The organism is Pseudomonas sp. FP2196 (assembly GCF_030687715.1).
In the GTDB taxonomy this organism is placed as follows: domain Bacteria; phylum Pseudomonadota; class Gammaproteobacteria; order Pseudomonadales; family Pseudomonadaceae; genus Aquipseudomonas.
The window spans coordinates 4,441,734-4,463,116 of record NZ_CP117445.1 but is presented as its reverse complement, the minus strand read 5'-3'; the positions used below and the strand labels follow the sequence as shown (position 1 = coordinate 4,463,116).

Sequence of the window (21,383 nt, the reverse complement as noted above, 5' to 3'; positions counted from 1 at the left end):
CATCTGCAAAAGCGGGTGGTCAGAGCAAGGTGATTGAAATCGTGGGAAACCCCGGACGGTTTTCGTAGGTTCGGTGGGCAACGCGTGTGGGAAATCGTTCGCCAGTCCCGCGTCTTTGCGTCCAAGTTTGGCCGAAACGTCGTTATCTCTGTGCTTGAGCTGTCGCTAGACTCGGGACTTACCCAGGAGATCTGTCGTCATGCACGAGTATCTGAGTTCCGGCCGCTTCATCGATAGTGACCACCCGGCAGTGGTGGAGTTCGCCGAAAAGCATCGTGGTGCCAGCCGCGATCCACTCGCGCAGGCGATCAGTCTTTATTACGCCGTGCGTGAGGTGGTGCGCTACAACCCCTACACCTTCAGCCGCGATCCACAGACCCTCTGCGGCAGCTATGCGCTGGCAACAGGGGAAAGCTACTGCGTGCCGAAAGCCACGCTGCTCGCCGGGTGTGCTCGGCATTGTGGAATCCCGGCGCGCATCGGTCTGGCGGATGTCCGCAATCATCTGTCGACCCCGCGTCTGCTCGAGCTTCTGAAAAGCGACAGGTTCGCCATGCACGGCTACACCGAGCTGTTTCTCGATGGTCGTTGGGTCAAGGCGACCCCGGCGTTCAATCAGAAACTCTGCGAATTGTTCAATGTGGCGCCGTTGGAATTCGACGGTATCAACGATAGCGTTTTCCACCCGTTCAATCGTGACGGGGCGCAACTGATGGAGTATCTGGTTGATCACGGCCAGTTCGCCGATGTGCCGGAAACCTTCTTTTTCGAGCATCTGGAAAAATGCTATCCGCACCTGTTCGGCGATCATCAGCCGCAACTGTTGGGTGATATGCACAGCGATGTCAGACGCGTCTGATCCGGCGTATGCTGCCTGCCCACTCATTTGCAAAGAGGCGGTCATGCTGAAGATCTGGGGACGGAAAAATTCATCGAATGTCAGGAAGCCACTGTGGGCTGCCGAGGAATTGGGCCTGGCTTACGAGGCGATTGATGCCGGTGGTGCGTTCGGCGTGGTCGACACGCCCGAGTACCGCGCGATGAACCCGAACGGTCGGGTGCCGGTGATTGAGGATGACGGCTTCGTGCTGTGGGAATCCAACGCCATCATCCGCTATCTGCTGGCCAAACATGCGCCCGATAGCGCGTGGTATCCGGCGGATGCGCAGGCTCGGGCCACCGCCGACAAGTGGATGGACTGGACCACCTCAAGTTTTGCCGGGCCGTTTCGCACAGTGTTCTGGGGCGTTTTGCGTACCCCGGCGGACAAACAGGACTGGCCCGCCATCAACGCGGCGATTAAAGAATGTAATGAGTTGCTGAGCATGGCCGAGCAGGCACTTGCCAGCCAACCGTACTTGTCCGGCAACGAAATCGGCATGGGCGATATTCCGCTGGGCAGTTTCATTTATGCCTGGTTCGAGATGCCTATCGAACGCGCGCCACAACCGAATCTGCAAGCCTGGTACGAGCGCCTGAAACAGCGTCCGGCGTATCAGAAAGCAGTCATGACCGCGTTGACTTAATACCTACTATCGACACACTTGACTGTACTTGTGCGGCGACGGCAAGCACCATTGCGCTCGTGCGCCGCGGTTGTATCCCTCGCCGCCCGCCCTTATCTATGTCTTTCTTCCCTTCACCATGGTGCGTAAATCAGATATGAGTTCCGCTCTGTCCATCCGGCAGCTAACCAAAACCTACGGCAACGGGTTCCAGGCCTTGAGTGGTATCGATCTGGACGTCGCCGAAGGTGACTTCTTCGCCTTGCTCGGGCCCAACGGCGCCGGCAAATCCACGACCATCGGCATTCTCTCGACCCTGGTGAACAAGACCAGCGGCACGGTGAATATCTTTGGCAATGACCTGGACAAGAACCCGGCAGCGCTCAAGCGCTCGATCGGCGTGGTGCCCCAGGAATTCAACTTCAACCAGTTCGAAAAAACTTTCGACATCGTCGTGACCCAGGCCGGTTACTACGGCATTCCGGCGAAGATCGCCAAGGAACGCGCCGAGCAGTACCTGACCCAGCTCGGCCTGTGGGACAAACGCGATGTGCCGTCGCGTTCGCTGTCCGGCGGCATGAAGCGTCGCTTGATGATTGCCCGTGCGCTGGTGCATGAACCGCGCCTGCTGATCCTCGACGAACCGACTGCCGGGGTCGACATCGAGCTGCGCCGTTCGATGTGGACGTTCCTCACTGAACTGAATCAGAAAGGCATCACCATCATCCTCACCACGCACTATCTGGAAGAGGCTGAGCAGTTGTGCCGCAACATCGGCATCATCGACCACGGCACCATCGTCGAGAACACCAGCATGAAACAACTGCTGGGCCAGCTGCACGTTGAAACCTTCCTGCTGGACTTGAAAAACGACTTGAGCGTCGCGCCGCAATTGATTGGCTATCCCGCCCGGTTGATCGACAGCCATACCCTGGAAGTCCAGGTCGACAAGTCCATGGGCATCACCGCGCTGTTCGGCCAACTGGCCCTGCAGAACATCGAAGTGCTGAGCCTGCGTAACAAAACCAATCGCCTCGAGGAGCTGTTCGTGTCCCTGGTGGAGAAAAATCTGTCGAAGGTGGCGGTATGAGTTCCGAATTCCGTCCCAACCTCGTCGCACTCCAGACCATCGTTTACCGCGAGGTCAAACGCTTTACACGGATCTGGCCGCAGACGTTGCTGCCGCCGGCGATCACCATGGTTCTGTACTTCGTGATCTTCGGCAACCTGATCGGTCGGCAGATCGGCGACATGGGTGGCTTCACCTACATGGAGTACATCGTGCCGGGGTTGATCATGATGTCGGTGATCACCAACTCCTACGGCAACGTGGTGTCGAGTTTCTTCGGCAGCAAATTCCAGCGTTCCATCGAAGAGTTGATGGTCTCGCCGGTGTCGCCGCACACGATTCTGATCGGCTACACCTGTGGTGGCGTGCTGCGGGGTTTGATGGTCGGCGTCATCGTGACCATCCTGTCGCTGTTCTTCACCCATTTGCAGGTGCATCACCTGGGTGTGACCATTCTGGTGGTAGTACTGACGGCAACAATCTTCTCGTTGTTGGGTTTCATCAACGCCGTGTTTGCACGCAACTTCGATGACATTTCGATCATCCCGACCTTCGTGCTGACCCCGCTGACGTACCTTGGAGGCGTGTTCTACTCGATCACTCTGCTGCCGCCGTTCTGGCAGACCGTATCGCTGGCCAACCCGGTGCTGCACATGGTCAACGCCTTCCGCTACGGCATTCTCGGGGTGTCGGATATCCGTATCGGTATCGCGATCACCTTCATGCTGGTGGCGACTGTGGTGCTGTATTTCGGTTGCGCGCGGTTGTTGGTGAGTGGGCGCGGGATGCGTACCTGAAAGAACGCACTACCCCTGTAGGAGCTGCCGCAGGCTGCGATCTTTTGATCTTGTTTTTCAGGAGGCAAAATCAAAAGATCGCAGCCTGCGGCAGCTCCTGCAAGTATCACCGTCACCAAAACAAAACGGCCTCCATTGCGGAGGCCGTTTTGCATTCAAGACATGCGTTTCTTCTTGCGCCGCGCCCATTGCCGCGCCACCCACCAGCGCCAATACATCATCACCACGAAATAGGCGAGGGCACCAAGCACCAGCCCTACCACCACCGAGCCCAGCAAAAACGGTTGCCACAACGTCGACAGCTCACCGCTGATCCATTCCCACGTCAACTCATCCGGCAGATGCCGTGCCGGCACATCCATCAACCATGCCCCTGCCTGATATGTGCAGAAAAACACCGCGGGCATGGTGATCGGATTGGTCAGCCAGACCAGGCTGACGGCAATCGGCATGTTGCCACGCACGATGATGGCCAGCGCTGCTGCAACCAGCATCTGCGCCGGAATCGGCAGAAACGCAGCAAACAGCCCGACCGCCATCGCGCGAGCCACCGAGTGACGATTGAGGTGCCAGAGGTTCGGGTCATGCAGCAACTTGCCGAGAAAGCGTAAGGATTTGTGTTCCCTGATGCTCGTCGGGTCGGGCATGTAACGTTTGAATAAGCGCCGGGGCATAAGGCTTCTCGGTCGGTTAAGGCGGCAAGTATGTCTGGATTCTACGAAGCGCCCATTCAGACTTTGTGACAATTGTTGACGACGGTCGTGCCCGACACCGGCTATGCCTAAGGGCGGGACTCTCAAGGACGGGCTTATGCGCACAGGGATGATGGCGCTGGCAGTCGGTCTGCTTGCCTCTGTTTTTATGCCGGCGCTACCGCCGGTCTGGTTGATGCTGTTGTTGCCGATCGCTGGTTTGATGCTGCTGCCGTTTCGCAGCTATCCATTGGCTTTTGTGCTGTTTGGTTTCACTTGGGCCTGTGTCGGTGCGCAATGGGCATTGAATGATCGATTGCCAGTTGAGCTGGATGGTGAAACCCGCTGGCTCGAGGGGCGAGTGGTCGGCCTGCCGCAAATCAGCGACGGTGTGGTGCGTTTCGAATTGGCTGATGCGCGCTCGCGTCACGGCAAACTGCCGCCGCTGATGCGTCTGGCCTGGTACGCCGGGCCGCCGGTCAGCAGTGGCGAGCGCTGGCGCCTGGCGGTCAAGCTGAAGCGTCCTGGCGGTTTACTCAATGCTGATGCCTTCGATTATGAAGCCTGGTTGCTGGCGCAACGCATCGGCGCGACCGGTACGATCAAGGATGGCCAGCGCCTGAGCGAAGCGCGATGGGCGTGGCGGGACAGCATTCGTCAGCGTTTGCTTGAGGTGGACGCCCAGGGGCGGGCAGGCGCGTTGGCGGCCTTGGTACTGGGCGATGGCTCAGGGCTCAGTCGCGAGGATTGGCAGATCCTGCAGGACACCGGCACCGTGCATTTGCTGGTTATCTCCGGCCAGCACATCGGCATGTTGGCGGCGGTGATGTACTTGCTGGTCGCCGGGTTGGCCCGATATGGGCTGTGGCCCTTGCGTTGGCCGTGGCTGCCGTGGGCCTGTGCTCTGGCATTCGCTGCCGCGCTCGGTTACGGGCTGCTCGCCGGATTTGATGTGCCGGTGCGCCGGGCCTGCGTAATGGTCGGGCTGGTCTTGTTGTGGCGTCTGCGCTTTCTCCATCTCGGCGCGTGGTGGCCGCTGTTGTTGGCGTTCAACTGCGTGCTGTTGCTCGATCCGCTGGCCAGTTTGCGGCCCGGTTTTTGGCTGTCCTTCGCGGCGGTGGCGGTGCTTGTCTTCACTTTTGGCGGTCGCCTCGGGGCGTGGCGCTGGTGGCAGACGTGGACGCGGGCGCAATGGCTGATTGCGATCGGTTTGTGTCCGGTGCTGATGGCGCTGAACCTGCCGATCAGTCTCAGTGGGCCGTTGGCGAATTTGCTCGCGGTCCCCTGGGTCAGCCTGGTGGTATTGCCACCGGCATTGCTCGGAACGCTATTGCTGCCGGTGCCGTATGTCGGTGAGGGGCTGTTGTGGTTGTCCGGCGGTTTGATCGACTGGCTGTTTCGAGGCCTGGCCATGATCGCCGGGCAATGGCCGGCATGGATTGCACCGTCGATTCCCGCGTGGGCGTTGGCCATCGGCAGTATCGGTGCCGTGCTGCTGCTGTTGCCGAGCGGGGTACCGCTGCGTCCTCTGGGTTGGCCCTTGCTGCTGGTTCTGGTCGTGCCACCACGGGAGCGACTGGACGCAGGATTGGCCGACATCTGGCAACTCGATGTCGGCCAAGGGCTGGCGATTCTGATCCGCACTCGGCATCACGCATTGCTTTATGACGCCGGCCCGCGTTTCGGTGATTTCGATCTCGGTGAGCGTGTTGTGCTGCCGGCCTTGCGCAAATTGAGCGTCGAGAAACTTGATTTGATGTTGCTCAGCCACGCGGACGCCGATCATGCCGGTGGGGCCCTGGCAGTGGCGCGCAGCTTGAAGGTGGATCGAGTCATCAGTGGTGACCCACCGGGATTGCCCGCCGAACTGAATGCCGAAGCATGCGAAAGCGGACGCCAGTGGCACTGGGATGGCGTCAGTTTTCAGCTCTGGCAATGGTCGGATGCCCATGACAGTAATCAGCGCTCCTGCGTATTGCAGATCGAGGCAAATGGTGAGCGCCTGCTGTTGACCGGTGATATCGACACCCATGCCGAGCGCGTGTTGCTGGAAAGTCCATTGGCGGTGCCTACGCAATGGCTGCAAGCGCCGCACCACGGCAGTCGCAGTTCCTCTTCAATGGCCTTGCTCAAAGCCTTGAGCCCCGACGCTGTGCTGATTTCTCGGGGCCAGGGCAATTCCTTCGGGCATCCGCACCCCACCGTGCTCGCCCGCTATCGCAAACAGGGTCTGCGCATCTACGACAGTGCGGTGCATGGCGCCATTCATCTGCAACTCGGTACCTTCAAACCGCCCGGAACAATGCGCCAACAGCGACGCTTCTGGCGTGATCCGCCTGCTTTTGCCCGTTGATCGGGGCGCGCACGAAGGCGGCATCACGGTCGTCGGAGCGGCGGGTCTTAATCGCGAACCGGTATGGTAAAGTGGCGCACTTTTTCGAGGGGACTGTCACTGTGTGGGAATTGGTCAAATCCGGCGGCTGGATGATGTTGCCGATCATTCTGAGTTCCATCGTGGCCATGGCGATTGTCGCCGAGCGCCTGTGGACCCTGCGCGCCAGCCGCGTTACCCCCGAGCATCTGCTGGGCCAGGTCTGGGTCTGGATCAAGGACAAACAGCTCAATAAAGAAAAACTCAAGGAATTACGCGCCAATTCGCCGCTGGGTGAAATCCTCGCGGCGGGCCTGGCCAACTCCAAGCATGGTCGCGAGATCATGAAAGAGTGCATCGAAGAAGCCGCAGGCCGGGTGATCCATGAGCTCGAGCGCTACGTCAATGCACTCGGCACCATCGCTGCCATGGCGCCGTTGCTGGGTCTGTTGGGAACAGTGTTGGGCATGATCGATATTTTCAGTGCTTTTACCGGTTCAGGCATGACCACTAATGCGTCGGTGCTGGCCGGCGGTATTTCCAAAGCGCTGATCACCACTGCGGCAGGCCTGATGGTCGGTATTCCGGCGGTGTTCTTCCACCGGTTCCTGCAGCGCCGCATCGATGAGTTGGTGGTGGGCATGGAGCAGGAAGCAATCAAACTGGTTGAAGTGGTGCAGGGCGACCGTGACGTCGACCTGGCCGAGGGCCGCGCGTGAAATTCCGTCGCAAGCCCCGGGAAACCGTGGACATCAACCTCGCATCGCTGATCGACGTGGTGTTCATCCTGCTGCTGTTTTTCGTCGTGACCACTACGTTTACCCGCGAGACCCAGTTGCGAGTCGATCTGCCCGAAGCGGTCAGTGGTTCGCCGGCCGAAGATCAGCAGGTCAAGCAGATCGACGTCGCCATCAGCGCCGAGGGTGTGTTTTCGGTGAACAACAAGATTCTGCCGAAAAACGATCTGGCGACGTTGATGGAAGCCATGCAGAAGGAATCCAACGGTGACACCAATATGCCGTTGTCGATCAGCGCTGATGGCAAGACTCAGCATCAATCGGTGATCACCGCCATGGACGCGGCCGGCAAGCTCGGTTTTAGCCATTTGCGCATGACCACGGTCGAGGCGGCGCCCAAATCCTGATGAGCCTGTCTGATCGTTTGCTCGCCGCGTGGTACCAGGGGCACCCGGCCCTGACGCTGCTGCGGCCGCTGGAAATGCTCTATCGCCGTGTCGTCGTCGGCAAGCGTCAGCGCTTTCTCGATGGCGAGGGAGAAATCTATCAGCCGCCAGTGCCGTTGATTGTGGTGGGCAATATCACTGTCGGCGGCACCGGCAAGACGCCAATGATCCTCTGGCTGATCGAACATTGCCGGCGCCGTGGTTTGCGCGTCGGCGTGGTCAGTCGTGGCTACGGCGCCAAACCGCCGCAACTGCCGTGGCGGGTCGAGGTGGAGCAAAGCGCTGACATTGCAGGCGACGAGCCATTGCTGATCGTCCAGCGCACCGGCGTGCCGCTGATGATTGATCCTGATCGCAGTGCTGCGGTCAGAGCCTTGCTCGCCAGCGAACCGCTGGATCTGATCCTGTCCGACGACGGTATGCAGCATTACCGTCTGGCCCGGGATCTGGAGCTGGTGTTGATCGACGCCGCCCGGGGACTGGGCAACAAGCGTTGTTTACCCGCAGGGCCGTTGCGCGAGCCGATCGAACGTTTGCAAAGCGTCGACGGCGTGCTGTTCAACGGCGCGACGGCTGATCGCGAGGACGGGTTCGCCTTCCGCCTGCAACCCACCGCGCTGGTCAATCTGCGCAGTGGCGAGCGTAAGCCGCTCGATCATTTTTCTGCCGGTCAAAGCGTGCATGCGGTCGCCGGGATTGGCAATCCGCAACGTTTCTTCAATACCCTCGAAGCGCTAGACTGGCGCCCAGTCCCCCATGCGTTTGCCGACCACGCCGAGTACAGCGTGCAGGCCTTGAATTTCACGCCGTCATTGCCGTTGGTGATGACCGAAAAGGACGCGGTGAAGTGCCGTGCCTTCGCTGCTGCCGATTGGTGGTACCTGGCGGTCGATGCGGTGCCGTCGCCGGCCTTTGTGGCCTGGTTCGACATCCAGCTGATGCGTCTGTTACCGGATCGGCTTTTGCCTTAACTCTTTATTCCAGGGAATGTTCATGGACACCAAACTGCTCGATATCCTCGCGTGCCCTATCTGCAAAGGCCCGCTCAAGCTCAGCGCCGACAAGACCGAGCTGATCAGTAAGGGCGCCGGTCTGGCCTATCCGATCCGCGACGGCATCCCGGTGATGCTCGAAACCGAAGCCCGCACCCTGACCACTGACGAGCGCCTGGATAAATGACCACAGCCTTCACCGTTGTCATCCCGTCGCGTTTCGCCTCGACCCGCTTGCCGGGCAAGCCGCTGCTGGATATCGCCGGCAAGCCGATGATCCAGCACGTCTGGGAACAGGCGAGCAAAAGCAGCGCCTCCCGGGTGGTGGTGGCGACCGACGATGCGCGTATCGTCGAGGCCTGCAAGGGCTTTGGTGCCGAAGTGGTGCTGACCCGTGAAGATCACAATTCCGGCACCGACCGTCTGGCCGAAGTCGCGGCGAAACTGGGCCTTGAGGCCGACGCGATCGTGGTCAATGTGCAGGGCGACGAACCGCTGATCCCGCCGAGCGTGATCGATCAGGTCGCCGCCAACCTTGCCGCCCACACCGAGGCGCGCATGGCCACCTTGGCCGAGCCGATCGAAGACGTGGAAACTTTGTTCAACCCGAACGTGGTCAAAGTTGTCAGCGACGTTAACGGTCTGGCGCTGACTTTCAGCCGCGCAACCTTGCCGTGGGCCCGCGATGCATTCGCCAAGAGCCGTGAGCAATTGCCAGAAGGCGTGCCGTACCGTCGCCACATCGGCATTTATGCCTATCGCGCCGGTTTCCTGCAGGACTTCGTGAGCTGGGGCCCGTGCTGGCTGGAAAATACTGAATCCCTGGAGCAACTGCGCGCCCTGTGGCACGGCGTGCGGATTCATGTCGCCGATGCGCTGATCGCGCCGCCAACCGGTGTCGATACCGTCGAAGACCTCGAGCGCGTTCGTCGCCTGCTGGAGGCCTGATGCGGGTTTTGTTTGTGTGCCTGGGCAACATCTGCCGGTCACCCACCGCGGAAGGCGTGTTGCGCCAAAAACTGCGTGAAGCGGGGCTGGCGGATCAGGTCGAAGTGGCCTCCGCCGGCACAGGTGACTGGCACGTCGGCAATCCGCCGGACAAACGCAGCCAGGCCGCAGCCAAAGTGCGCGGTTATGACCTGTCGGCGCAACGCGCGCAGCAGGTCAGCCGTGCCGACTTCGCCAGTTATGACCTGATCCTGGCCATGGACAACAGCAATCTGCGCAATCTCAAGGCGTTGCAACCGTCCACCGGCAAGGCCGAACTGGATCTGTTCCTGCGCCGTTATGCCGGGTTGGTCGATGAAGTACCTGATCCGTATTACGACGGCGATCAGGGGTTCGAGCAGGTGCTGGATCTGATCGAAGCAGCCTGTGACCAACTGTTGATCGAAGTGAAGGGGCGGTTATGAGTTTGTTGGTACAACCGCAGGTTTCCCTGAAACCGTTCAACAGTTTTGGTGTGGAGGTTCGTGCACAGCTGTTTGCCGAAGCCCACAACGATGCTGATGTACGCGAAGCCCTGGCGTATGCCGAGTCCCACGATGTGCCATTGCTGGTGATCGGTGGTGGCAGCAACTTGCTGCTGACCGCTGATATCCCGGCGCTTGTGTTGCGCATGGCCACTCGCGGTATTCGCGTGATCAGCGATGACGGCAACCGCGTGGTGATCGAAGCCGAAGCCGGCGAGCCGTGGCATCCGTTCGTGCAACACACCTTGGCGCAGGGTTTTTCCGGGCTGGAAAACCTCAGTCTGATCCCCGGCACCGTAGGGGCTGCGCCGATGCAGAACATCGGTGCCTACGGTGTCGAGATCAAGGATGTGTTCGCCGGGCTCACGGCGCTGGATCGCCAGACTGGTGAACTGCGCGATTTCAGCCTGGAGGAATGCAACTTCGCCTACCGCGACAGCCTGTTCAAGCAGCAGCCGGGACGTTGGTTGATCCTGCGGGTACGCTTCAAGCTCGACCGCGCTGCGCATCTGCATCTGGAATACGGCCCGGTACGTCAGCGCCTGACCGAGCAGGGCATCGAGCAACCGACGCCCACCGACGTCAGCCGCGCAATTTGCAGTATCCGCAGCGAAAAACTGCCCGACCCGGCGGTGCTCGGCAATGCCGGCAGCTTCTTCAAGAACCCGCTGGTGTCGGCGGCGCTGGTTGAGCAGATCAAGGCTCAACACCCGGATCTGGTGGCCTATGCGCAGCCCGACGGGCAGATGAAACTGGCCGCCGGTTGGCTGATCGAGCGCGCCGGGTGGAAGGGGTTCCGTGAAGCCGATGCTGGCGTGCACAAGTTGCAGGCGCTGGTGCTGGTCAACTACGGCGCGGCAACCGGGCTGCAATTGCTCGATCTGGCGCAACGTATCCAGAAAGATATTTCCGAGCGTTTCAATGTCGAACTGGAAATGGAGCCCAACCGTTATTGAGGCTACGCTTTCCAGGCGCAATACAAAGCCCTGCACTGATAAAAAGTGCAGGGCTTTTTTGTTAATGCTGGGTTAACTTAGCGAGCTAACGATACCAGCCGTTTGCTCCACCAAAGGCCCGGTGCAGACTTTTTCGTCGGCGCAAGAGAGCCTGATTAGCCTGAGTCGATCTGCGAACCCACCGCTGATGTTTCCGGCGGCAGATTGCTCGACCCCATAACCTCCAAAAATATGCGGGCGTGCCCATGATTACCCTGAAACTCAACGGTCAAGACCATTCCCTCGATGTCACTGAAGACATGCCGCTGCTGTGGGCCATTCGTGACGTCGCCGGTTACAACGGCACCAAATTCGGTTGCGGCATGGGCCTGTGCGGCGCCTGCACCATTCATATCGATGGCTTGCCGGCGCGCAGTTGCATCACGCCGATCGGCTCCGTGGTCGGGCAGAACGTAACCACCATCGACAATTTGCACGCCGACCCCGTCGGGCAAGTCGTCCAGCAAGCCTGGCTCGACAGCGCCGTAGCCCAGTGTGGTTTCTGCCAGGGCGGGCAGATCATGTCTGCCACCGCATTGCTGAAAACCAACCCGAACCCGAGCGACCAGCAGATCGAAGAAGCGATGGTCGGCAACATCTGCCGCTGCGGCACCTACAACCGGATCAAAACCGCGATCCGCCAGGCTTCCACCCACCTGAAGGAGGCCAAGGCATGAGTCGCTTACCGAATGATTTCGCCCTGAGCAACCTCAGTCGCCGTGGTTTTCTCAAAGGCGTCGGTGCAACCGGCGCGCTGGTGCTGGCGGCAAGTTGGGGTTGGCAGGATGCGTTGGCCGAGGACAAACCGAAGAAATTCGGTGCCGATGGCATGCCTAACGGCTGGATCGATGATCCGAAGGTGTACGTCAGCATCGCGGCTGATGGCACGGTGACCGTGGTGTGCAACCGTTCCGAGATGGGCCAGGGTGTGCGCACCAGCCTGACCATGGTTGTCGCCGATGAGTTGGAAGCGGATTGGGCCAAGGTGAAAGTGCATCAGGCGCCGGGCGATGAAGTGCGCTTCGGCAACCAGGACACCGACGGTTCGCGCAGCATGCGTCACTGGTACGAGCCGATGCGTCGTTGCGGCGCTGCGGCTCGGACCATGCTGGAACAGGCTGCGGCCGACCAATGGAAAGTGCCGGTCGGCGAATGTCACGCGCAATTGCACAAAGTCACGCACAAACCGTCCGGCCGCGAGTTGGGCTATGGCGAACTCGCCGCTGCCGCCAGTGCGTTGGCAGTCCCGGCACGTGACAGCCTGCGCCTCAAGCAGTCGTCGGAGTTTCGCTACATCGGCAAGGAAGGCACCAAGGCCATTGACGGTGACGACATCGTCAATGGCCGCGCGGTGTACGGTGCCGATGTGCATTTCGACGGCATGCTGTATGCGACCATCGCCCGTCCGGCGGTGTACGGCGGCAAGGTCAAATCGCTGGATGACAGTGCTGCGCTGAAAGTCCCTGGTGTGCTTAAAGTCGTCCAGATCGAAAGTCGTCCGCTACCTTCGGAGTTCCAGCCGTTGGGCGGTGTGGCAGTCATCGCCAGTAACACCTGGGCGGCCATCAAGGGCCGCGAAGCGCTGAAAATCGAGTGGGACGACGGCCCTAACGCCAGTTACGACTCGATTGCCTATCGCAAAGAGCTGGAAGCCGCTTCGTTGAAATCCGGCAAAGTGGTGCGCAATACCGGTGATATCGACAAAGCCCTGAGCGGCGCCGCCAGCACCCTCGAAGCTTCTTATTATTTGCCGCATCTGGCGCAGGCCCCGATGGAGCCGATGGTTGCCATCGCCCGTTTCAAGGACGGTGTCTGCGAAGCCTGGGCACCGAGTCAGGCACCGCAGGTGACTCGCGAGCGAATCGCTGAGCGCCTCGGTCTGCCGTTCGATAACGTCACGTTCAATGTGACGCTGCTGGGCGGTGGTTTCGGTCGTAAGTCAAAACCGGACTTCGTCGTTGAAGCCGCGATTCTCGCCAAAGAATTCCCCGGCAAAGCTGTGCGGGTGCAATGGACGCGCGAGGACGATATCCACAACTCGTATTTCCACACCGTGTCCGCCGAATACCTGAAGGCCGGTGTCGGCAAGGACGGCATGCCCTCCGGTTGGTTGCACCGCACCGTAGCACCGAGCATCACTGCGTTGTTCGCTCCCGGTATGAACCATGAAGCGGCGTTCGAGCTGGGCATGGGGTTCACCAACATGGCTTATGCCATTCCCAATGTGCGCCTGGAAAACCCCGAAGCCATGGTGCATACGCGGGTTGGCTGGTATCGCTCTGTGTCGAACATTCCCCATGGGTTCGCGATCCAGAGCTTTGTCGATGAACTGGCGCACAAGGCCGGTGTTGATCCGCTCGAGTACCAGGTCAAGTTGCTTGGACCGGATCGGCAGATCGATCCGCGCACCTTGAGTGAAGAGTGGAACTATGGCGAATCCCCAGAGCGCTATCCGATCGACACCGGGCGCATGCGTGCCGTGTTGGAAACCGCGGCCAAGGCTGCCGGTTGGGGGCGCAAGTTACCCAAGGGGCGTGGCCTGGGGCTGGCGGTGCATTACAGCTTCGTCACCTATGTGGCGGCGGTAATCGAAGTCGAGGTCAAGGACGATGGCACGCTGATCGTGCACAAGGCTGACATCGCCGTCGATTGCGGGCCGCAGATCAACCCAGAGCGCATCCGTTCGCAGTTCGAGGGCGCCTGCGTCATGGGCCTCGGCAACGCGGTGCTGGGTGAAATCAGCTTCAAGGACGGCAAGGTGCAGCAGGACAACTTCCATATGTACGAGGTCGCGCGCATGTCGCTGGCGCCGAAGGAAGTCGCGGTGCATCTGGTAACACCACCGGGCGACGTACCGTTGGGTGGTGTCGGTGAACCGGGTGTGCCGCCGATTGCCCCGGCGCTGTGCAATGCGATTTTCGCTGCCACCGGCCAACGCATCCGCAACCTGCCAGTGCGTTATCAGTTGCAGGGCTGGCAGAAGGCGCAGGCGTAATGGACAGCGTCGACCTCAACGTCCTGCGCAGCGTGCTCGAATGGCGCCGCGCCGGGCAGCGGGTGGTGCTGTTCAGCGTGGTGCAGACCTGGGGCACCGCGCCCCGGTCACCCGGCGCCATGTTGGCATTGCGTGAGGATGGCGTGGTGATCGGCTCGGTGTCGGGCGGGTGTGTCGAGGATGACTTGATCGCCCGCCTGCATGACGGGCGCATCGCTACCGACGGGCCACCGGTGCAATTGATCACCTACGGCGTTACCCGCGAAGAGGCGGCGCGGTTTGGCCTGCCTTGCGGCGGTACGCTGCGTCTGACCGAGGAGCGTGTCGGTGATCCATCATGGGTTGCCGAACTGCTCGCGCGTTGCGAAGCCCACGAAATTGTTGCCCGTGAGCTGGACATTGAAACCGGTGAAGTGGTTTTGACTGGTGCCAGCAAGTCAGATTCTTTGGTCTTCGACGGCAAGGTCCTGCGCGCCATTTATGGCCCGCGCTGGCGTCTGCTGTTGATCGGCGCCGGGCAGCTGTCGCGGTACGTGGCGGACATCGCGCGGCTGCTGGATTTCGAAGTGCTGATCTGCGATCCGCGCACCGAGTTCGTCTACGGCTGGGAAGAGCATCACGGTCGTTTTGTCCCGGGGATGCCGGATGACGCGGTCTTGAGCATCCAGACCGATGAGCGCACGGCGATCGTTGCGCTGACTCATGATCCGCGCCTGGATGACATGGCATTGCTGACCGCCCTCGACTCGCCGGCTTTTTATGTCGGCGCGCTGGGTTCACGGGTCAACAGTCAGAAGCGTCGGGAGAATCTGGCTCAGCTAGGCTTGTCGGACCAGGCCATCGCTCGGTTGCACGGGCCGATTGGTTTGCATATCGGCAGTCATTCGCCGGCGGAAATCGCTTTGTCCTTGTTGGCGGAAATTGTCGCGATCAAGAACGGCGTCGAACTTAAACAGAAGAAGTCACTGGAGGGCGCATGAGTCGATCCATCGGTGTGATTGTGCTGGCGGCAGGCGAGGGTAGTCGCTTTCGCCAAGTGGCGGGCGCTGACAAGGACAAGTTGCTGGCCGATTGCACCGGGCGTGATGGTGCGGTGCGTTCGGTAATCGAGCAGGTGTTGGCGAACCTGCCGACCAGCCTCGACAAGCGCGTGCTGGTGACCACTGAGGCTCGACCGCAGGCTATGCGCATGGCGCAGGCTTATGGCTGTGATGTGGTTTCGATCGAGTCGACCGGGATGGGGGACAGCATTGCCGCTGGCGTCGCGGAGTGCCCGGGTGCCGATGGCTGGTTGATTGTGCTGGGAGACATGCCGTTCATCTTGCCGTCGACCATTGAAAGGGTGGTGGCGGCCATAGCCGATGATGCGGTCAGTGTGCCGGTGCAGGATGGCGAATTTGGGCATCCGGTGGGGTTTGGTCGCTCGTTCGGTCCGGGGTTGCTGGCGTTAAGCGGGGATCGCGGTGCCAGGCCGTTGTTCGGGCGGGGAAGGGTGGTGGAAGTGGTGGTGGATGATCCTGGGGTGTTGTGGGATATCGATGTGCCTGAGGCTTTGGTGTTCAAGTAACAGCAAGATCAAAAGATCGCAGCCTTCGGCAGCTCCTGCAGGGGGCGCGCGTTCCAACTGAAGGAGCTGCCGAAGGCTGCGATCTTTTGATCTTCTCAAAGGCATAAAAAAGCCCCGCCTGAATCATCAGGCGGGGCTTTTTATTGGCTTAAGGAATCAGACGAGCGGTTTAGGCTCGTGTTCTTTTTCCTGGGCCTCTTCGTTGTGCTCGACCGCGTCCTGAACGGAGCGTGGCGCTTCAGCGATCACCGATTCAACCACGGTTTCTTCAGCAACCGGGGCAGGCGCTGCCTCGACCACTTCAGCAACCACTGGCTGGGCAACAACCGGAGCAGCAGCGGCGGCCAGTTCGGCTTCCTTCGCCAGACGCTCTTCTTCACGCTTGCGACGACGCACTTCACGTGGGTCGTTTGGCGCGCGACCGTTTGGCGCCAGAGCGCTGACCGGAGCCGCTTCAACGACCGGAGCAGCTGCTTCGGCAACTACTGGCGCTTCGACGACCGGTGCTTCAACGACAGGCGCTGGAGCAGGTTCGGCAGCCTTGGCTTCTTCAACCACTGGCGCTTCGTATGCAGGCGCTGGTGTTTCAGCGACGGCAGGCTCGGCAACCCAGTTGAATGCGGTCTGCTCTTCGCGAACTTCACGCACGGTTTCGGTCACGGTTTCAGCGACGGTTTCGACAACCGGCTCTGCAACAACGACTGGCGCTTCGGCGACTACTGCAGGTTCAGTAGCAGGTTCAGCAAAAGCTTCGAACTGCGGCTGAGCTTCGCGAACCGGTGCAACTTCGACTTCCGGAGCAGCAGTCACTTCTACCGGAGTCGTTGCTTCAACAACCGGTGCTTCGACTGGAGCGGTTTCCAGAGTAGCGGCGGTGGCGCGTTCGGCTTGCTCATGGGCTTGTGCTTCGGCCGGAGCGCTGATCACAGTACTGGCGACGGCGGCAGTTACAGCCAGGCCAGCAGCCAGATCGGCAGTGCTTGGCGCTTCAGCGTTTTCGCCGGACTCGGACTCTTCCGAACCTTCGATTACGTTGCCGTTGGCATCACGCTGACGCTCGCGACGGTTGCTGCGACGACGCTGGCCGCGGGAACGACGACGTGGACGATCGCCTTCGGCGTTCTCCGAACCATCTTCCTGCAGTTGCTCTTCGTTGCTGATGACTTCTTCTTCAGCGACGGCTGCTGCGGCCTGTTCGGCGCGCGGTTGACGCTCTTCACGCGGAGGGCGCGGTGCGCGTTCTTCACGTGGCTGACGGGCCGGACGCTCTTCAGCGGTCACGTCGGCAGCGGCCGCAGCAACTGGAGCGGCGTCCAGAGGCTCGCGCAGTTCACGCACGCGTTCTTCACGCTCGCCACGTGGCTTGCGGTCTTCGCGCGGGGCACGTGGTGCACGTGGTGCACGTTCTTCACGAGGGGCGCGTGGTGCGCGTTCTTCGCGGGCTGCTGGGGCTTCAGTGCGGGCTTCACGCGGCTCGCGGACTTCTAGGGCTTCACGTGGCTGACGCTCTTCACGCGGCTCACGTGGTGCGCGCTCTTCACGCGGTGCACGTTCTTCGCGCGGCTTGCGTTCTTCATCGCGGCGACCGTTACGGTTGCGGCTCTGCTGACGGCCGTTGCGACGCTCTTCGTTGCGGGCCGGACGTTCGGTAGCCGGTTTTTCAACCACGACCGGAGCGACTGGCTCTTCTTTAGTTGCGAACAGGCTGACCAGCGACTTCACCAGGCCTTTGAACAGGCTAGGCTCTGGTGCGGCAACTGGAGCAGGCGCTGGTGCCGCAGGGGCTGCAGCTTCGGTCGGAACCGGAGCATTGGCGCGGGCCGGAGCAGTCTTGACCGCGGCTTCCTGGCGTACCAGGGTGCGGGTCGCAGCGGCTGGCTGGACTTCTTCGACTTCGGCAGCGGCCGCAGCGATTTCGTAGCTGGACTGGTTGGTCGCGGCTTCCGGGCTGTCATCACGCAGGCGCTGAACTTCGAAGTGCGGCGTTTCGAGGTGATCGTTCGGCAGAATGACGATACGGGCACGGGTGCGCAGTTCGATCTTGGTGATCGAGTTGCGTTTTTCGTTGAGCAGGAACGCTGCAACCGGGATCGGCACCTGTGCGCGAACTTCGGCAGTGCGGTCTTTCAGGGCTTCTTCTTCGATCAGGCGCAGGATCGCCAGCGACAGCGATTCAACGTCACGGATGATGCCGGTGCCGTTGCAACGCGGGCAGACGATGCCGCTGCTTTCGCCCAGCGATGGACGCAGGCGCTGACGGGACATTTCCAGCAGGCCAAAGCGCGAGATGCGGCCGATCTGCACACGAGCGCGGTCGGCTTCCAGGCATTCGCGGACTTTCTCTTCCACGGCACGCTGGTTCTTGGCAGGGGTCATGTCGATGAAGTCGATGACAATCAGGCCGCCGATGTCGCGCAGGCGCAACTGACGGGCGATTTCTTCGGCGGCTTCAAGGTTGGTCTGCAGTGCGGTTTCTTCGATGTCGCTGCCTTTGGTGGCGCGCGCCGAGTTGATGTCGATGGACACCAGTGCTTCGGTCGGATCGATAACGATGGAGCCGCCGGAAGGCAGTTCAACGACGCGCTGGAAAGCGGTCTCGATCTGGCTTTCGATCTGGAAACGGTTGAACAGCGGAACGCTGTCTTCGTACAGCTTGATCTTGCTGGCGTACTGCGGCATCACCTGGCGGATGAAGGTCAGGGCTTCGTCCTGGGCTTCAACGCTGTCGATCAGCACTTCGCCGATGTCCTGGCGCAGGTAATCACGGATGGCGCGGATGATCACGTTGCTTTCCTGATAGATCAGGAACGGCGCGGAGCGATCCAGCGAGGCTTCTTTGATGGCGGTCCACAGTTGCAGCAGGTAGTCGAGGTCCCACTGCATTTCTTCGCTGCTGCGGCCAAGGCCGGCAGTGCGCACGATCAAACCCATGTCGGCCGGTGCAACCAGACCGTTCAGCGCTTCACGCAGTTCGTTGCGCTCTTCACCTTCGATGCGACGGGAGATACCGCCGGCACGCGGGTTGTTCGGCATCAGTACGAGGTAGCGACCGGCCAGGCTGATGAAGGTGGTCAGGGCTGCGCCCTTGTTGCCACGTTCTTCTTTTTCCACCTGAACGATGACTTCCTGACCTTCGCTCAGGACGTCCTTGATGTTGACGCGGCCTTCAGGAGCTTTCTTGAAGTATTCGCGGGAGATTTCTTTGAGTGGCAGGAAGCCGTGGCGCTCGGAGCCGAAATCGACAAAGGCAGCCTCAAGGCTTGGTTCGATGCGAGTGATGCGGCCTTTATAGATGTTGGCCTTCTTCTGCTCGCGTGCACCGGATTCGATGTCCAGGTCGTAGAGGCGTTGGCCATCTACCAGTGCAACACGCAACTCTTCGGGTTGAGTTGCGTTAATCAGCATTCTTTTCATGTAGTACCGTCGGTTTCCGGGCTGCCGGAAACGGCGTTCGGCACACACGACTTCTCACGGTCGGTGTCAGGTGCGTCGGGAGTGGTTGGCCATTCCCGTGTCCAGCGATGTGCGACCAATTGGGCCGATACCGCGACGTACGCGTCCTGCTTGCTGTGGCTACTTAAGCACTCAGTCAGGAGGAGGAATCAACCAGCGGCTGTGGACGAGATGAAGCGTCTTGATAAAGCCTATTGCTACACAGTCCAGCGGTTGTGCATCTCCACCCTACACGTATCCCTGATAATTCGGGTGCTGCCGCGCGCAGAATCCGCAGCGGGTTGGCATTTACCGTGAGCTCCGAAAGGGGAGGTCACGCATCATGGCTAATTTAGGCAGTGTTTCCGAGGCGTTCGCTCGAGGTCATTCGCAGTTGACTGCACTTTGTGAACTGGCCTTGAATGTTTGCCTGCCAGGCGAGTTAAAACTCTGCTCGGCGGTGTGATTCAGGCCTCATGTCACCTGCGCTTGTTACAACTGCAAACTCCACCGTTACGTAGCGAAAACCCCGTAGGACGGCCTCGCGTCCTGGTGAATTGCGTTGGTCAGGGCCGGTTTTTGACCGTGGTGCCGCTGTCCAGGCCGCTTTTGGCGGCGTTCGCGACTATAGCAGCAATGATTAAGTGCTTCAATTCCATAAAAATTGTTATCATCCGCGCCATGACAACTACTGCCCCTTCGACTCCAGGCGTTCAATTGCTTGAAGTCTCGCCGGAGTATGCCGGCCAACGAATCGACAATTTCCTCCTCGCCCGGCTCAAAGGCGTGCCCAAGACCTTGATTTACCGCATTTTGCGCAAAGGCGAAGTGAGGGTGAACAAAGGTCGGATCAAGCCCGAATACAAGCTGCAGGCCGGTGATATCGTGCGCGTGCCGCCGGTTCGCGTGCCTGAGCGTGATGAGCCGGTGCCTCTGGCCCAAGGCCTGTTGCAGCGCCTGGAAGCCTCGATTGTCTACGAAGACAAAGCCCTGATCGTGATCAACAAGCCCGCCGGCATTGCGGTTCACGGCGGCAGCGGCTTGAATTTCGGCGTAATCGAAGCCTTTCGTCAGTTGCGTCCGGATGCCAAGGAATTGGAGCTCGTTCACCGTCTCGACCGTGACACCTCCGGCCTGCTGATGATCGCCAAGAAGCGCAGCATGCTGCGTCACTTGCACGAAAAACTGCGTGGCGATGGCGTCGATAAACGCTACATGGCGCTGGTTCGCGGTAACTGGGCGACCTCGATCAAACAGGTCAGTGCGCCGTTGCTCAAGAGCAACCTGCGTTCCGGCGAGCGCATGGTCGAAGTCAACGACGAAGGCAAAGAAGCCCTGACCGTGTTCAAGGTGCTGCGCCGCTTCGGCGATTTCGCCACCATGGTCGAGGCCAAGCCTGTCACCGGTCGTACCCACCAGATTCGCGTCCACACCCTGCATGCCGGGCATTGCATCGCTGGCGACAGCAAATATGGCGATGACGATTTCACCAAGGAAATCCGCGATCTGGGGGGCAAACGCCTGTTCCTGCACGCTTACATGCTGACCGTGCCGCTGCCTGATGGCGGCAAGCTGACCTTGCAGGCGCCGGTAGACGAAATGTGGGCCAAGACTGTGGAGCGCCTGAGTGCAGCACCCTGATTACAAGCTACTGATTTTTGATTGGGACGGCACGCTGGCCGACTCCATTCATCGGATCGTCGAGGCGATGCACTCCGCATCCGGGCGCTCCGGTTTCGAATTGCGCGATGACTTTGCCGTCAAAGGCATCATCGGCCTGGGCCTGCCCGAGGCGATCCGCACCTTGTATCCGGAAATCAGCGACGCCGAAATGACCTTGTTTCGCGAGTATTACGCGGACCACTACATCGCCGCAGAAGCGGTGCCTTCGCCGTTGTTCGAAGGCGTCGTCGAGTCGATGGCGTCCTTTCGCGAGCAGGGTTATCACTTGGCTGTCGCGACCGGCAAGAATCGTCGCGGACTGGATCGGGTGCTCAAAGCCAATGGCTGGGAAGAGTATTTCGATATCACTCGCGCCGCCGATGAAACTGCGAGCAAGCCGCACCCTCTGATGCTGGAGCAGATCCTTGCTCATTGCGGTGTACGTGCGGAGCAGGCGCTGATGGTCGGTGATTCGTCCTTCGATCTGTTGATGGCACGCAACGCGGGGATGGACTCAGTGGCGGTCAGTTACGGTGCGCAATCGATCGAGTCGCTGCAACAGTTTGAGCCGCGCCTGTCGATCGACCGTTTTTCCGAATTGCATGCCTGGCTGGGGCAGCAGGCTTAATACGTTTTTGCTGGGGTGGATCG

General features: G+C 60.4%; 20 protein-coding genes. 18 read left to right on the top strand and 2 right to left on the bottom strand.

Going from position 1 to position 21,383, the window contains the following annotated elements; all coding sequences use genetic code 11:
• Nucleotides 1–199 precede the first annotated feature (199 nt).
• From PSH79_RS19940 to PSH79_RS19925, 4 genes are all read left to right on the top strand, one after another.
• The gene (locus tag PSH79_RS19940; protein WP_305439161.1) at nt 200–859 is read left to right on the top strand and encodes a transglutaminase family protein; all 660 of its coding nucleotides are present in this window, start codon (nt 200–202) and stop codon (nt 857–859) included.
• A 43-nt stretch (nt 860–902) separates the two neighbouring features.
• Nucleotides 903–1,526: a glutathione S-transferase family protein gene (locus tag PSH79_RS19935; RefSeq protein WP_305439160.1), complete on the top strand. Its 624-nt coding sequence runs from the start codon at nt 903–905 to the stop codon at nt 1,524–1,526.
• Nucleotides 1,527–1,662: 136 nt separating this feature from the next.
• Nucleotides 1,663–2,595 (top strand): ABC transporter ATP-binding protein, encoded by a 933-nt coding sequence (locus PSH79_RS19930; protein ID WP_305439159.1) that lies wholly within the window; start codon nt 1,663–1,665, stop codon nt 2,593–2,595.
• A complete protein-coding gene (locus tag PSH79_RS19925; protein ID WP_187677812.1) occupies nt 2,592–3,371 on the top strand; it encodes an ABC transporter permease in 780 nt (259 codons plus the stop codon). The genes PSH79_RS19930 and PSH79_RS19925 overlap by 4 nt, the downstream gene beginning before the upstream one ends.
• A gap of 155 nt (nt 3,372–3,526) precedes the next feature.
• On the opposite strand, the gene PSH79_RS19920 is transcribed toward PSH79_RS19925, so the two are convergent.
• Complete coding sequence (locus tag PSH79_RS19920) at nt 3,527–4,045, bottom strand: DUF2062 domain-containing protein (protein ID WP_103307266.1); 519 nt, start codon at nt 4,043–4,045, stop codon at nt 3,527–3,529.
• 136 nt (nt 4,046–4,181) lie between these two features.
• Here PSH79_RS19920 and PSH79_RS19915 point away from each other — a divergent pair, with 136 nt between their 5' ends.
• From PSH79_RS19915 to PSH79_RS19860, 12 genes are all read left to right on the top strand, one after another.
• On the top strand, nt 4,182–6,416 hold the full coding sequence (locus PSH79_RS19915) for a DNA internalization-related competence protein ComEC/Rec2 (RefSeq protein WP_305439157.1): 2,235 nt from the start codon (nt 4,182–4,184) through the stop codon (nt 6,414–6,416).
• A 101-nt stretch (nt 6,417–6,517) separates the two neighbouring features.
• The gene (locus PSH79_RS19910) at nt 6,518–7,153 is read left to right on the top strand and encodes a MotA/TolQ/ExbB proton channel family protein (protein WP_305439156.1); all 636 of its coding nucleotides are present in this window, start codon (nt 6,518–6,520) and stop codon (nt 7,151–7,153) included.
• On the top strand, nt 7,150–7,578 hold the full coding sequence (locus tag PSH79_RS19905) for a biopolymer transporter ExbD (protein ID WP_093435463.1): 429 nt from the start codon (nt 7,150–7,152) through the stop codon (nt 7,576–7,578). The genes PSH79_RS19910 and PSH79_RS19905 overlap by 4 nt, the downstream gene beginning before the upstream one ends.
• Nucleotides 7,578–8,588, top strand: coding sequence for a tetraacyldisaccharide 4'-kinase (gene lpxK, locus PSH79_RS19900; protein WP_305439155.1), 1,011 nt, complete (start codon nt 7,578–7,580; stop codon nt 8,586–8,588). Before PSH79_RS19905 ends, lpxK begins: the two co-directional genes overlap by 1 nt.
• 22 nt (nt 8,589–8,610) lie before the next feature.
• Nucleotides 8,611–8,796, top strand: coding sequence for a Trm112 family protein (locus PSH79_RS19895; RefSeq protein WP_187677807.1), 186 nt, complete (start codon nt 8,611–8,613; stop codon nt 8,794–8,796).
• The gene (gene kdsB / locus PSH79_RS19890) at nt 8,793–9,557 is read left to right on the top strand and encodes a 3-deoxy-manno-octulosonate cytidylyltransferase (RefSeq protein WP_305439153.1); all 765 of its coding nucleotides are present in this window, start codon (nt 8,793–8,795) and stop codon (nt 9,555–9,557) included. The genes PSH79_RS19895 and kdsB overlap by 4 nt, the downstream gene beginning before the upstream one ends.
• The gene (locus PSH79_RS19885) at nt 9,557–10,021 is read left to right on the top strand and encodes a low molecular weight protein-tyrosine-phosphatase (protein ID WP_305439152.1); all 465 of its coding nucleotides are present in this window, start codon (nt 9,557–9,559) and stop codon (nt 10,019–10,021) included. The genes kdsB and PSH79_RS19885 overlap by 1 nt, the downstream gene beginning before the upstream one ends.
• Complete coding sequence (gene murB, locus PSH79_RS19880; RefSeq protein WP_305439151.1) at nt 10,018–11,037, top strand: UDP-N-acetylmuramate dehydrogenase; 1,020 nt, start codon at nt 10,018–10,020, stop codon at nt 11,035–11,037. The genes PSH79_RS19885 and murB overlap by 4 nt, the downstream gene beginning before the upstream one ends.
• Nucleotides 11,038–11,282: 245 nt before the next feature.
• Nucleotides 11,283–11,753 (top strand): (2Fe-2S)-binding protein, encoded by a 471-nt coding sequence (locus tag PSH79_RS19875; RefSeq protein WP_221733707.1) that lies wholly within the window; start codon nt 11,283–11,285, stop codon nt 11,751–11,753.
• A complete protein-coding gene (locus PSH79_RS19870; protein WP_305439148.1) occupies nt 11,750–14,071 on the top strand; it encodes a xanthine dehydrogenase family protein molybdopterin-binding subunit in 2,322 nt (773 codons plus the stop codon). The genes PSH79_RS19875 and PSH79_RS19870 overlap by 4 nt, the downstream gene beginning before the upstream one ends.
• Nucleotides 14,071–15,051 (top strand): XdhC family protein, encoded by a 981-nt coding sequence (locus PSH79_RS19865; RefSeq protein ID WP_305439147.1) that lies wholly within the window; start codon nt 14,071–14,073, stop codon nt 15,049–15,051. The genes PSH79_RS19870 and PSH79_RS19865 overlap by 1 nt, the downstream gene beginning before the upstream one ends.
• Nucleotides 15,048–15,638, top strand: a complete 591-nt coding sequence (locus PSH79_RS19860; protein WP_305439146.1) for a nucleotidyltransferase family protein — start codon at nt 15,048–15,050, stop codon at nt 15,636–15,638. The genes PSH79_RS19865 and PSH79_RS19860 overlap by 4 nt, the downstream gene beginning before the upstream one ends.
• 156 nt (nt 15,639–15,794) lie before the next feature.
• On the opposite strand, the gene rne is transcribed toward PSH79_RS19860, so the two are convergent.
• Nucleotides 15,795–19,052: a ribonuclease E gene (gene rne / locus PSH79_RS19855; protein WP_305439144.1), complete on the bottom strand. Its 3,258-nt coding sequence runs from the start codon at nt 19,050–19,052 to the stop codon at nt 15,795–15,797.
• 699 nt (nt 19,053–19,751) lie between these two features.
• Between rne and rluC the strand changes: the two genes are divergently transcribed.
• A complete protein-coding gene (rluC, locus tag PSH79_RS19850) occupies nt 19,752–20,711 on the top strand; it encodes a 23S rRNA pseudouridine(955/2504/2580) synthase RluC (protein WP_187677799.1) in 960 nt (319 codons plus the stop codon).
• A complete protein-coding gene (locus PSH79_RS19845) occupies nt 20,698–21,360 on the top strand; it encodes an HAD-IA family hydrolase (protein WP_305439142.1) in 663 nt (220 codons plus the stop codon). Before rluC ends, PSH79_RS19845 begins: the two co-directional genes overlap by 14 nt.
• Nucleotides 21,361–21,383 lie beyond the last annotated feature (23 nt).